The sequence below is a fragment of the Paraburkholderia franconis genome, assembly GCF_009362735.1.
Taxonomy (GTDB): Bacteria; Pseudomonadota; Gammaproteobacteria; order Burkholderiales; family Burkholderiaceae; genus Paraburkholderia; species Paraburkholderia franconis.
The window spans coordinates 1-12,427 of record NZ_WHNP01000127.1 but is presented as its reverse complement, the minus strand read 5'-3'; the positions used below and the strand labels follow the sequence as shown (position 1 = coordinate 12,427).

Here is a 12,427-nt window from a genome sequence, read left to right as displayed (position 1 = left end):
CAAGCACGCGCTGACCCAGGAAGTCGCCGGCCATTCGCTGCTCACGGAGCGCCGTAGCGCACTGCATGAGCGCACCGCGCATGCGATCGAGGCGCTGTTCCCGACCCGCATCGCGGATTACTGCAGCGAACTGGCGCATCACTACGGCCTGAGCGGCAATATCCCGAAGGCCGTGGAGTACCTGCATCGTGCCGCGCAACAGGCACTTCGACATGCGGCCCACCTGGACGCGATGCACCACCTCGGCGTCGCGCTCGAGTTACTCAAGCGTCTGCCCGATACACCGGCACGCGTGCATCGGGAACTGACGCTGCTGCTTTCCCTGGGTCCGGCCTTGATGGACGTGAGAGGTTATGGCGCGCCGGAGGTAGCTGCGACCTATACCCGCGCGCTGGCATTGTGCGAGCAGATCGGCGAGACGTCACAGCTTTTCGCGGTGCAACTTGGACTGAGGATCCACTATGTGTCGCGCGCCGAGTATGCCACTGCGCGCGAACTGGCCGAACGGATGCTCCGCATGGCGCAGCGCGCCCAGGATCCGGCCTTGTTCGGTTACGCACACGACGCACTCGGTATGTGCCTCCTCCTCCAGGGGGAGCTTGACGCCGCCCGCACCCACGCGGAACAGGCGCTTGCCCTCTACGCCCCTGAGCAGCATCAGGCACATGCCATTGCTCATGCGCTGGATCCCGGCATCTGGGCGTTGAACATCCTGGTTCTGACCTTGTGGCTTCAGGGTTACCCCGATCAGGCGTACAAGCGAAACCTCGAGGCACTTGCCCTCGCACAAAAGCTTGCCTTTGGTCCAACCCTGGCGAACGCGCTGGCTTATGCGGCCGAGTTGCATCAGCTCCGACGAGAGTCATCGCGAGTCCTCGAGCACGCCGATGCTCTCATCACGCTCGCGTCCGAGGAGGGGCTGCCATTGTGGCTCGGGTGGGGAACCTATTTTCGGGGCTGGGCCCTGACCGGGCGCGAAAGCCCCCCGGAGGGAATCGCCCAGATGCGCGAAGGCCTGGCCGCCGCCAGGGCTGCCGGTGGCGAGGACCAGCGCTCGTACTTTCTGGCCCTCCTGGCCGACGGCTATCGGTGCGCGGGCAACGGCTCAACTGCTCTCGGCATGCTCGAAGAGGCGATGGCGTTCGTGGACAAAACCGGGGAGCGCTACTACGAGGCGGAGTTGTATCGGCTCCAGGGCAGCATACTGCTCGGTGCATTGAACAATGATGATTGCCTGTCCGCGTGCAGCGACGAAGCGGAAACCTGTTTTAGCAAGGCGATCGCGGTGGCGCGCCGTCAGGGCGCGAGATCGCTGGAATTGCGCGCGGCGTCAAGTCTGGCCCGACTGTGGCAGCGCAAGGGCAAAATTGCGGAGGCGAAGCAAGCGCTGTCCGAGGTCCACGGCTGGTTTACGGAGGGCTTCGACACGGCCGACTTGCGAGAGGCCAAGGCATTGCTTGATGCTCTTGCGCCGATTTAAGCGGATGATTCGCAGCGCCGTGCACTCTCGAAACACAGGGGCGCGACGCCCGGCACGACCGACGCGCAACCGCCTGCCTCAGTGAACCGGGCGTCGCGAAAACCATTGCCATCGACCTGGCCAAGCGCGTTTTCCAGATTCACTATGTCGAGCCAGATGCTGGCACGATTCACAGCAAGGTACTCAAACGCGCCCAGCTTGTGCCGTTCTTCGCCAACCGGCCTGCGAGTCGTGTCGCCATGGAGGCCTGCGGCAGCGCCCATCATCACGGATAACCTTGAGATGACCGTGCGCCGTGCAGACGGGGCATCCTGGCCACCTCGCACGCTCCTCACGGTTCGCCCTCTCCCTGCTGACGGATTGCTGGCGAAGCCGGCTACGAAGAAGAACGTCGCTGACGGTTAGTTGCAGGCAGGATGGGCAGAAGAACTGCTTAGTTCGCGCATCGCGCCTCAACATGCTTCACGTGTCTCTGGACAGTTGTCGCGCGTCTCCGAATAAGTCGCTTGCTGCGAAGGCCTGCTTCCCGTTGACGTAGACACGAACTGATCGATGCCTGTCATGGACGAAGCCGCGCCTTGCCGCCTCGTGGATCAGGACCGCGTGTCTTCCGCCATGCCGATTGTGATCAGGTTGCCGCCAAAATCGCATTTCTAAGCCAATCGATATTTTGATACGCATTCCTTATCATTATACCTGTCAAAGCCAGATTGAAATGTCGTAGCGCTGGCTAAATAGAGATGTCGTGGTTGAGGGGGCGGTCTTGGTTCTGAGGCGAGGACGACCTAACAGGCTACATCAGGATCCGAAGAAGCGGGAACGCTGCTCCAAGCGGACTGCGATCGCGGTTGTCTCGGTGAATTCATCGGGACCTGATCTTCACCCACCTCACTTTCGGTTTGCGCTTCCAATCAACGGCTCGATGATGCGGTCAGCGGTCCCTGCGTTGCGACCGTCCTCGTCTCCAAAGTCACGTTCGGGCGTATGCGCAGCGCCGCAACGATGCCGAACAGAAGCATGACGACGGAACCCGCGAACGGCAGGGTCCAACTGCCGGTCGTGTCCACCAGCAAGCCGAATATGATTGGCGAGAGAATCCCGGCGACAGCAGAGCCTGCGTTCATCATTCCGCTCGCGATACCGGCGTGCTCCGGGGCGATATCACCTGGCACGGCCCAGATCGGCCCGATCGTCAGTTCGAGAAAGAAGAACGAGCCGGACAGGCAAAGGGCCACTCCGAAGCTCGAACGCACGAACAGCAACGGGAGAATGAAGACCAGGGCGCCAAGGAAACTTGCAACGATGACGCCCTCACGGGCAATTGTGAGGCGGCCAGTCTTGCGCAACAGGAAGTCGCTCAACCAACCTCCAACCGTATCGCCAACCACGCCAGCAAAGAACACACCGGAGGCGAAAAGCGCCGAGGACTTCAGGTCGAGGTTTTGACCATGAAGGAAGAAAGTCGGTAGCCAGGTGAAGAAGAGCCATGCCGTCCACCCGTAGCAGAAGTAAACGAAGATGGTGGGCAACATGCGCATGAACAACGGCCCCCATGGCGTCGGGCCCTTTCTCTGGACACGCTGGCTAGCCTGCGAGACGGCCTCGTGAGGAAACTCCCGAAAAGCGACGCACCACCAGACTAGCCAGATCGCCGTCACTAAGGCAAGCACGAGAAAGGCGGAGCGCCACGAGAGCCAGGCCATCAAAAGCGCCACGAGCGGCGGAGTCACGGCGTTGCCAAGGCGTGAGAACGAATGCGTAAAGCCCTGCACCATGCCTCGCTGTTCGCCGACAAACCAGCGCGTAACCGCTCGCGATTGTGCAGGCAATGTGGCCCCCTCGCCAATCCCCAGCAGAAGTCGCGCAACGAACAGCATACCGAGCGTATGGACAAAGCCTGTGGCGAAGGTCGAGATGATCCAGATAATGCCGCATCCGATCAGAGTCTTACGCGCTCCGAAACGATCTGCGATCCAGCCGCCGCCAACCTGAAAAAATGCATATGAGTAGGCGAACGCCGAGAAAGCGAGTCCGAGCCCGGTGTTTGACAGCCCCAGTTCTGTCTTGATTGCGCTAGCGGCTGTCGCGAGATTGACGCGGTCTACATAGAGTATGAATGATAGTGCGCACAGCAACCAGAGCGTATGGCGCCGTTGATGCTTGTCTGTCTGCATGTCTCGTCCCTTTGTCTCGCGGTATGCGCTGATACCAGTTCTTTTTGGGTTTGTGGTGCTAGATCGGACGGGGCCCCGACGTAATCAGGCGGGACTCCATTGCATACGGTGGGCTACATATGTCGCGCCTACGCGGTGCCGAGCGTGCCGTCGACGACCCGCGCGATGCCGAGCGGATTGCCGTCGCGCAGCGCATCGGGTAACAGCGCGGCCGGCAGGTCCTGATAGCAGACAGGCCGCAGGAACCGCTCGATCGCGAGCGTGCCGACCGACGTCGTCCGCGCATCGGACGTCGCCGGAAACGGCCCGCCATGGACCATCGCGTGCGCGACCTCGACACCCGTCGGATAGCCGTTCGCGACGATGCGTCCCGCCTTGCGCTCGAGCGTCGGCAACAGGCGCCGTGCGTGCGCCGTATCGTCCTCGTCCAGATGCAGCGTCGCGGTCAGTTGCCCGTCGAGATGTTCCGCGAGCGCGATCATCTCGTCGAGATCCCGGCACGTGACGATCAGCGACGCGGGCCCGAAGATCTCGTTCTGGAGTTGCCGGTCCGCCAGGAATGTCTGCTGTGTTGTTGCGAATAGCGCTGGGCGTGCGGCATTGCGCGCGTCGTTCTGTATGCCATGCGCGAGCGTCCGGACGCCGCTTGCGGCGACGCGCGCGGACACCTGCTGTGCGTAGGTGGCCGCGATGCCGCCCGTCAGCATCGTCTGCGCGCCCTGCTCCGCGAGCGCCTGAACTGCCGCATCGATGAACGCCCGCGCGTCGGGCCCGTCAGGCAGCACGACAAGGCCCGGGTTCGTGCAGAACTGCCCGACACCGAGCGTCACCGACTCGACGAACCCGCGCGCGATCGCGGCGCCACGCGCGGCAAGCGCGTGCGGCAGCACGAACATGGGATTCACGCTGCTCATTTCCGCATAGACGGGAATCGGCTCGCGGCGGCGAGCGGCAACACCCGCGAGCGCGAGGCCGCCCGCACGCGAGCCTGTGAAACCGACCGCCCTGATCGCTGGGTCCGCGACGAGCGCCTCGCCGATCGCGATGCCCGCGCCGAGCACGAGCGAGAACGTACCGACCGGCAGCCCGCACACGCGGACCGCGTCCCGGATCGCGCGGCCGACGAGCTCCGACGTACCGAGGTGCGCGGGATGCGCCTTCACGACGACGGGGCAGCCGGCCGCGAACGCGGACGCGGTGTCACCGCCCGCGACCGAGAACGCGAGTGGGAAGTTGCTCGCGCCAAACACCGCGACCGGCCCGAGCGGGATCTTCTGCAGTCGCAGGTCCGCGCGCGGCAGCGGCGCGCGGTCGGGCTGTGCGGAATCGAGCGTCGCGCCGAGCCAGCGCCCGTCGCGAACAAATGCCGCGAACAGCCGCAGCTGTCCAACCGTGCGTGCGCGCTCGCCGACGAGTCGGGCGAGCGGCAGTGCAGTCTCCTCGTGTGCGCGCTCGATCAGCGCATCGCCGAGCGCGAGCACACACTCGGCAATCGTCTCGAGAAAGCACGCGCGGGTCTCGAGCGGCAGCGCGCGAAACCGGTCAAACGCAGCCTGCGCGAGCCGGCATGCGTAATCGACCTCGTCCGCGTCGCCGCCGCCGAACGCGGGTTCGAGCGCGACGCCGCGCGCCGGGTCGAACGCGTGCAGCGTCGCAGCGGTGCCACGCACGGCGGCGTCGCCAATCAACATCTCTCCGGTGATCTGGGTCATGGTCCTGTCGGGTTGTCGTGTAAACGGGTGGTGCCGGAATCGATCCGGTAAATGCGGATAGCGTTGTCGTGCCAGACGGCGCGCTGCGCGGCCGCGCTCCATCCGCGGCTCGCAAGCGCCGCCGCGAACGTCCGCACGAGCGCCGGGTAGGTGATGCGCAAGCCGGCCACCGGGAAGTTGCTCGCGAACATGCAGCGCCCGGCACCGAAGATCGCGAGCGCGTCGGCGATGATTCGCCCGTTCTCGGCCTCGTTCCACGCAGCGTCCCGCAGCCCGAACTCGGACAGCTTCACCGCGACGCGCGGCAACGCGGCGAGCGCCTCCATCCCGCGCCGCCACGCTGCGAGACCGGCCTCGGTGCGATCCCACGGCAGGCCCGCATGCTCGAGCACGACGTCTACCGCCGGCCCGTCGGCGAGGCATAGCGCTGCATCGCCGAGATGCCAGAACGGCACCCGCAGATCCCAGCCGAGCCCGTGCGCGGCGAGCCGTTCGAGCGCGCGCGACCAGCGCGGATCGTCGAGCGTGCCGGGTCCGTCGAGCGCGCCGCCCGGCGCCGCCGACGTGCGCGGCTTGAAACGCACGCCGCGCACAAGCGGATACGCGGCCTGTTCGTCGAGCCGTTCGTCCGCGTCGTCGGCCAGCAGATCGACCCACGCGACGACAGCCGACGGCAGCGTCGCGTGCGCCGCGATCTCGTGCAACCAGCGCGTCTCGGCAAGCGCATCATCGCGTGCGCACTCGGCCTCGACATGCACGCTCGCGACGACGGGCGCCCCGCCCGCGGCGCGGCGGTACGCATCGACGTCGAAATCGCGGCGCAACGAAGCGTAGTCGCCGAGCATGAAGTGCGCGGGGTCATACGCGTCCTGCAGCCACGGATAGCGCACCGCGCCGCCGAGGCGCCATAGATGATGATGCGCGTCGACGATCGCGTCGGGTAGCGCAAGCGCGCGATCGTCCGCGCCCGGATCAGCGGCCGCCGATGACAACATGGGACGCATCCGGTTCGCGCAGCGTCGCGATCTCTCTGACGAAGCGCCACGCGAGCAGATCGAGCTCGCGCACGTGGTCATCCTGGAACGACACGTACGCAGCGGGCCGCACCGGATGGAACGACAGCGCGGTCGGATTCGCCGGCAGCGCGATGCGCTCGATTTCCTCAAGCTGTGCCGCGTCGAACACCGAAATCGACCGCTCGCCAGAGTTCGTCAGCAACGGCAGATCGCGGCCGTCGGGTGCGCTCGTCCGGTAGATCCGGTTCGGGTCGCTGCGCGTCTTCACGCGGCGCCCGCACGTCATCGTCCCGGTATCGATCGCGACGAGCGTGTCGTCGCCTCTGTTCGCGACATACAAAGTCTTCTCGTCGCTCGATAGCGCATTGCCTTCGGGGCGCGGCCCGGGAATCACCGCGCGTGGCACGACCGTCGCGTCACGCGGATGGAACTGTGTGACCGTGTTTGAGAGCAGATGCACACCGTACGCGCGGCTCGCGTCGCGCGTCAGCGTCACGAGATGCGTCTTCACGCCACCCGACGGCACCGCCATGTTCGGCACGTCCTGCTCGCGCGGGCGGTCGAACACGAGCAGCATGTCATTCGCCTCGCTCATCGCATAGAGGCGGCCTGCAGCATCACTCGCCATCCCGTGCGGCCGATAGTACGGCCAAAGGTCGAGCATCCGTGTCAGTCTGCGTTGATGCAGGTCGATCTCGGCCACGCGGTGGTCGCCGTCCTGCCCGCGCGTCCAGGCAGTCTCGATCCCGAAGATGCCGACATACGCGTAGCACCCGTCGGCATCGACCGTGAATTCGTGCGGAAAGCTCGGCAGTACGATGTGCTTGAGCGCCGTCTTCGTCTCGAGGTCGTAGAAGCTGAAGGTGTGCGCGCATTTCTGCACCAGCAGCAGGATATCGTTCATCGTCCCAGTCTCCATATTCCGATGTTGTTACCGCGGCGCGCCGCTGGCGCCACAGTTGTCCGTTCGGTTCGTCGAATGCGTGTCTCAGTCCTCGCAACGCTTCGGCAGCGTCAGCGCGAGCAGGCCGGCGACAGCAAGCACGACCGCGAGACAGTAGACGCCCGCCGCCGCGCTAACGTGCTGGGTCAGCACACCGACCGCGTACGGGCCGCAGAAGCCGCCGAGATTGCCGAGTGCGTTGATGAGGCCGCGTGCGCTGCCCGCCGCCTCGACGCTGCAGAGCTTCGGCGGAATCGCCCAGAATACGCCCGCCGCTGCCTGCAGGAAAAAGCCGCAACCGATCAGGAATGCGAACGACAAAGCCATCGTCGCGTGTGTCAGCACGGACAGCGCGAGGCAGACCGCGAAGCCGACGAGCGGCAGCAGCACGAAGAGGCGCCGTTTACCGGTGCGATCCGACAGATACGACGTCGCGAACATGCCGATGACCATCGCGACGTACGGAATCATTGCGAGCAGGCCGATTTTGCCCATGCCTGTATGGGTCAGGTTCTTCAGGAGCGTCGGCAGCCACATCGTATAGCCGTAGATGCCCGCCTGATAGCAGAGATTGATTGCGATCAGCAGCCAGATCGTCGGGTTGCGCAACAGCGCGCCGAACGACGTGACAGCCGGCGTGCCCGCCGTCAGTTTGCGCTCATGCTCGGCGCGCAGCGCGTCGAGGATGTAGGCCTTCTCGCGCGGCGACACCCAGCGAGCGGTCTCCGGACCGTCATCGGCGAACGCGAGCCAGACGCCGAGAAACAGGATCGACAGCAGAGCCGTGCTGTAGAACAGGTGGCGCCAGTCGTACGCGGCGAGCACGAAGCCCGACAGCGGCGCGGTGATCATGCCGGCGAGCGGCACGAACATGATGACCATCGCGTTTGCGCGGCCGCGCTCGCGGTCCGGGAACCAGCGGCTGACCATCGTTAGCACGACGGGCAGCATCCCGCCCTCCGCAACGCCGAGCAGGAAGCGCAGCGCGAGCAGTTCCCAGGTCTGCGTGACGAGCCCCGTGAGCCCCGACAGAACCGCCCAACTGACGAGCGACCACGCGATGAATGTCTTGCCACTGCCGAGCGCCGCCCGCCGCCCGCCCGGAATCTGCAGGAACAGGTAACCGAAGAAGAAAATGCCGCCGGCGAGCCCTGCCATCGATGCGTTCATTCCGAGTTCGGCGTTCATGCCGCCCGGCATCGCGAAGGCGATGTTGACGCGATCCATGTAAGAGATGATGCAGGCGAGCAGCAGCGGCGGGATTACGCGCAGCCACCGGCGTCGGGGAATGGCGTCGTCCGCTTCGTATGCCGGCGTCGCCGTGTTCAGCATGGTCATGGTGTCTCCAATATCGTTATCGGCCAGGTCGGTCTTCACGCCGACCGCCTGTGAGGCCGGTTCCGGCTGGCGGAGGCCGGCCGTCGTCGCGCCCCTCGAACCTGCACCGGGCGGTGCGCAAGGCGACGCGAATGCTCAGCGTGCGACGTGTTAGCGACCCCAGCGCAGCACGAGCGGATCGAGCCGCCGCGCCGCGTCGAGCAGCCCCGCGCGGACCTGCGGGTGTAACTCGGGCCACGGCGCGCGCGGCTTGTCGCACGCAATCACGCCGCCCGCCCTCAGCAACGCCTTCGCGGTCAGGAAGCCCGATTGCCGGTTCTCGTAGTTGATGAGCGGCAACCATCGCGCGTAATGCTCCACCGCCTCGTCGCGGCGGCCCGCGAAGTACGCGTCGGTGATCCGGCGGATGCCGTCCGGATAACCGCCGCCCGTCATTGCGCCCGTCGCGCCCGCGTCGAGATCGGCGAGCAGCGTGATGCCCTCCTCGCCGTCCCAGGGGCCCTCGATCACATCGCCGCCCAGCGCGATCAGCTCACGGAGCTTCGACGCAGCGCCCGCCGTCTCGATCTTGAAGTACGACACCGCGTCGATCTCGCGTGCGAGTTTCGCGAGGAACGGCGCGGACAGCGTCGTGCCGCTCGCCGGCGCGTCCTGGATCATCAGCGGAATCCGCAGGCCCGCCGTCACCTCGGCGAAGAACGCATGGATCTGCGCTTCGGACACGCGAAACGTCGCGCCGTGGTATGGCGGCATCACCATCACCATCGCAGCGCCGAGGGCCTGCGCCTGACGATTGCGTTCGGCACAGATTCGCGCGCTGAAATGCGAGGTCGTGACGATCACGGGCACCCGCCCGGCGACATATTCGAGCGTGATTCGCGTGAGCATCTCGCGTTCGTCGTCGCCGAGCGCGAATTGCTCCGAGTAGTTCGCGTGGATGCAGATGCCTTGCGAGCCTGCGTCGATCATGAAGTCGAGGCAGCGGCGCTGGCCGTCGAGATCGAGCGCGCCGTTCTCGGTGAAGATCGTCGGCGCGACGGGGAATACGCCCTGATAACGTGCGGCCATGATCACTCCACGATCTCGAACTGGTCGAGGAACTCGGTCTTCAGCTTCAGGCCGAGGCCCGGCACGTCGTCGCGCAGTTGCAGGAAGCCGTTCTCGGCAACCGGCTCGCCGTCGAAGATGTAATAGAACAGCTCGTTGCCGACCTCGACGTCGAACATCGGGAAGTACTCGCTCATCGGCGACGCGAGCGTGCTCATCGTCAGGTGGTAGTTATGCATCTGCCCCGCGTGCGGAATCACGGGCACGCTGTATGCCTCGCACAGCGCGTTGATCTTGTGCGCCATCGTGATCCCGCCGACCCGGTTGGTGTCGTACTGGACGACCGATACGGCCTTGCGGTCGAGCAGTTGCTTGAAGCCGTACAACGAGAACTCGTGCTCGCCGCCCGAGATCGGGATGCTCGTCAGACGGTTCAGCTCCGCATAGCCGTCGATGTCGTCGGCGATCACCGGCTCCTCGAGCCAGCGCGGCTGGAACTTCTCGAGCTTCGGCAGGATCCGCTTCGCGTACTCGACGTTCCAGCCCATGTAGCACTCGAGCATCAGATCGTTGTCGTAGCCGATCACCTCACGCACGGCCTCGACCGATTTCAGGTTCTCGACGACGCCCTGCTGGCCGTGCGCCGGGCCGTAGCCGAAGCGCATCTTGAACGCGCGAAAGCCCTGGTCGAGAAACTTCTGCGCCTCCGCCTGCATTGCCTTCAGGTCGGTCCGGTACAGCTTCGAGTAGTAGCAGGGAATCCGTTCTTTCGTGCGGCCGCCGAGCAGCTTGAACACCGGCTTGCCGACGCTCTTGCCGAGCACGTCCCAGATCGCGATGTCGACGGCCGAGATCGCGGCCATCCCGATGCCTTTCCGCCCCCACGCGTGCGTTGCGCGGTACATCCGCTGGTTCAGGTATTCGTAGTCCCACGGATCCTGGCCGATCACGAGCGGCGCGAGATACTCGTCGATGATGAGCTTCGCGACCTGCGGCGCGAGCGCGACGTTGCCGAGACCGACGATACCGTCGTCGGTCTCCACTTCGACGACCGTCCACGAATGGAAGCGGAACGTGCTCATCGTCTCCTGCGGCGCGTACAGCACGTCCATCGCGTTCGAACAGAAATTGCCTTGCGGCGGCACGGTCTTGCCTTTCCATTGAAATACGCGTGCGCGGACGGACTTGATCTTCATTGCGGTGTCTCCTCTACTTCGATCGGATTCGAAATTTGCGTGGCGTGATCGGGCGTCACCGGCCCGCCTGTCACGCGGAAATCGCCTGCTGCCGGTGCGCGGCGCCCATCCGACAGGCGATCTGCAGCGCCTGCCAGGTCGCGCCCACATCGGCGACACCGCGGCCCGCGATGTCGTACGCGGTGCCATGCGCGGGCGTCGTGATCGGCACGGGCAGGCCGCCCTGCACGGTCACGCCGCGTGAAAAGCCGAGCAGCTTGATCGCAATCTGCCCCTGGTCGTGGTACATCGTGACGACCGCCTGGTAATCGCCCGCCTGCGCCTTCAGGAAGATCGTGTCGGCCGGGAACGGGCCATGGAACGGTTCGGCCGTCGGCCAGTCGCGCGCCTGCAGCGCCCGCACCGCGGGCGCGATGATGTCGACTTCCTCGCGGCCGCAACTGCCGCCATCGCCACCGTGCGGATTGAACGCGGCGATTGCGACCTTTGGCAGCGCCACGCCGTTCGCGAGCAGCGACCGGTAGATCAGCTCGGCCGCCTGCCCGATCCGCTCGACGCTCAGGTAGCCAGCCGCGTCCTTCAGCGGAATGTGCGACGAGATCCGCGCGGTCCACAGCTCGCCGAGTGTGTTGAATTCGCAGAAGTAGCCGGTTACGCCGAGATACTCGGCGAAGTGATGCAGCTCGTCCTCGTGACGCAGCCCGCCGAGCTTCATCGCGTGCTTGTTCAGCGGCGCGAAGCAGATTGCGTCGATGTCGCCCGCGAGCGCTGCATCCATGCATTCGTTCAGCACGCCCAGCACGGAGTGGCCACCCTCGGCGCCGACCCGGCCGACCCTGACCTGCGCCGCGTCGATTGTGTCGATTTCGACGAACGCGGGACGCGCGATCGTTTGCCGGTTGCGCACGTCAGCGAGGGACGCGACCGGTTCCACGTCGACGTTGACGCCGGCGAGGCGCTGCCCGGCTTCCCAGAGCCACCGGTCGCCGATCAGCACGAGGTTGGCGCGTGCGCTTATGTTCGGTTGGGCCAGCAGCTTCGCGATCAGCTCGGGGCCGATGCCCGCCGGGTCACCGAGCGTCAGCGCGACGACGGGCAGGTTCGCGCTGAGCGTCATGCCGTTTCTCCGATGGACGCGATCCGTCGCGCTGCCGTTGCGATGTTCCGCATATTGCGTCTCCTGTAGGGGCCGAAATCCGGCCGTTCGTCATGTGGGGTTCATACTAGTATGACATCCCTTAAATACGTTGAATAATTAAACGCCTTGGTTATCATGTCGGGATGAGCCGAGGCCGTCATGCAACGTCAGTGAAGCTGACGAAGAAAGAAAAAAAGAAACTCCTGTCGCTGATCGCACAGAAGACGGCCCCGCAGCGGGATGTGATGCGGGCTCGGATTGCGTTGTGGGCACATGAGGGACACTCGAATACCGTGATTGCGCGAGAGCTCGGTGTATCGGTGCAGACGGTCAGCACGTGGCGCAAGCGCATTGCGCGGCAAGGCGCACAGGGCATTCGGGAA

At 65.2% G+C, this 12,427-nt stretch carries 9 protein-coding genes and 2 pseudogenes; 3 read left to right on the top strand and 8 right to left on the bottom strand.

Going from position 1 to position 12,427, the window contains the following annotated elements:
- Positions 1-1,480, top strand: a pseudogene (locus GCT13_RS44930) (hypothetical protein); the annotation flags it as partial.
- Positions 1,481-1,584: 104 nt separating this feature from the next.
- Positions 1,585-1,746, top strand: a pseudogene (locus tag GCT13_RS51675) (IS110 family transposase); the annotation flags it as partial.
- 645 nt (positions 1,747-2,391) lie between these two features.
- Here GCT13_RS51675 and GCT13_RS44920 read toward each other — a convergent pair.
- The 8 genes from GCT13_RS44920 to GCT13_RS44885 form a co-directional block, all read right to left on the bottom strand.
- Positions 2,392-3,654, bottom strand: a complete 1,263-nt coding sequence (locus tag GCT13_RS44920) for an MFS transporter (RefSeq protein WP_152768127.1) — start codon at positions 3,652-3,654, stop codon at positions 2,392-2,394.
- A 128-nt stretch (positions 3,655-3,782) separates the two neighbouring features.
- Positions 3,783-5,366: an aldehyde dehydrogenase (NADP(+)) gene (locus GCT13_RS44915; RefSeq protein WP_152768126.1), complete on the bottom strand. Its 1,584-nt coding sequence runs from the start codon at positions 5,364-5,366 to the stop codon at positions 3,783-3,785.
- A complete protein-coding gene (locus GCT13_RS44910; protein ID WP_152768125.1) occupies positions 5,363-6,361 on the bottom strand; it encodes an amidohydrolase family protein in 999 nt (332 codons plus the stop codon). The genes GCT13_RS44915 and GCT13_RS44910 overlap by 4 nt, the downstream gene beginning before the upstream one ends.
- Entirely contained in the window at positions 6,339-7,286 is a 948-nt protein-coding gene (locus GCT13_RS44905; protein ID WP_152768124.1) for a YncE family protein, read from the bottom strand. Before GCT13_RS44905 ends, GCT13_RS44910 begins: the two co-directional genes overlap by 23 nt.
- An 84-nt stretch (positions 7,287-7,370) precedes the next feature.
- Positions 7,371-8,663, bottom strand: a complete 1,293-nt coding sequence (locus GCT13_RS44900; protein WP_152768123.1) for an MFS transporter — start codon at positions 8,661-8,663, stop codon at positions 7,371-7,373.
- A gap of 150 nt (positions 8,664-8,813) precedes the next feature.
- Positions 8,814-9,731, bottom strand: a complete 918-nt coding sequence (locus GCT13_RS44895) for a dihydrodipicolinate synthase family protein (protein WP_152768122.1) — start codon at positions 9,729-9,731, stop codon at positions 8,814-8,816.
- A 2-nt stretch (positions 9,732-9,733) separates the two neighbouring features.
- The gene (locus GCT13_RS44890) at positions 9,734-10,906 is read right to left on the bottom strand and encodes an L-rhamnonate dehydratase (protein WP_152768121.1); all 1,173 of its coding nucleotides are present in this window, start codon (positions 10,904-10,906) and stop codon (positions 9,734-9,736) included.
- Between the two features lie 70 nt (positions 10,907-10,976).
- On the bottom strand, positions 10,977-12,023 hold the full coding sequence (locus GCT13_RS44885; RefSeq protein ID WP_152768120.1) for a 4-hydroxythreonine-4-phosphate dehydrogenase PdxA: 1,047 nt from the start codon (positions 12,021-12,023) through the stop codon (positions 10,977-10,979).
- A 191-nt stretch (positions 12,024-12,214) separates the two neighbouring features.
- Between GCT13_RS44885 and GCT13_RS44880 the strand changes: the two genes are divergently transcribed.
- Positions 12,215-12,427 (top strand): helix-turn-helix domain-containing protein (locus GCT13_RS44880; RefSeq protein ID WP_321574266.1); only part of this gene is annotated, 213 nt, incomplete at its 3' end.

What these genes read in the sequence shown, in the direction of transcription:
- GCT13_RS44895 (WP_152768122.1), bottom strand. Translation starts at nt 9,731, where the DNA reads ATGGCCGCACGTTATCAGGGCGTATTCCCCGTCGCGCCGACGATCTTC.
- GCT13_RS44915 (WP_152768126.1), bottom strand. Translation starts at nt 5,366, where the DNA reads ATGACCCAGATCACCGGAGAGATGTTGATTGGCGACGCCGCCGTGCGT.
- GCT13_RS44920 (WP_152768127.1), bottom strand. Translation starts at nt 3,654, where the DNA reads ATGCAGACAGACAAGCATCAACGGCGCCATACGCTCTGGTTGCTGTGC.
- GCT13_RS44890 (WP_152768121.1), bottom strand. Translation starts at nt 10,906, where the DNA reads ATGAAGATCAAGTCCGTCCGCGCACGCGTATTTCAATGGAAAGGCAAG.
- GCT13_RS44905 (WP_152768124.1), bottom strand. Translation starts at nt 7,286, where the DNA reads ATGAACGATATCCTGCTGCTGGTGCAGAAATGCGCGCACACCTTCAGC.
- GCT13_RS44885 (WP_152768120.1), bottom strand. Translation starts at nt 12,023, where the DNA reads ATGACGCTCAGCGCGAACCTGCCCGTCGTCGCGCTGACGCTCGGTGAC.
- GCT13_RS44910 (WP_152768125.1), bottom strand. Translation starts at nt 6,361, where the DNA reads ATGTTGTCATCGGCGGCCGCTGATCCGGGCGCGGACGATCGCGCGCTT.
- GCT13_RS44900 (WP_152768123.1), bottom strand. Translation starts at nt 8,663, where the DNA reads ATGACCATGCTGAACACGGCGACGCCGGCATACGAAGCGGACGACGCC.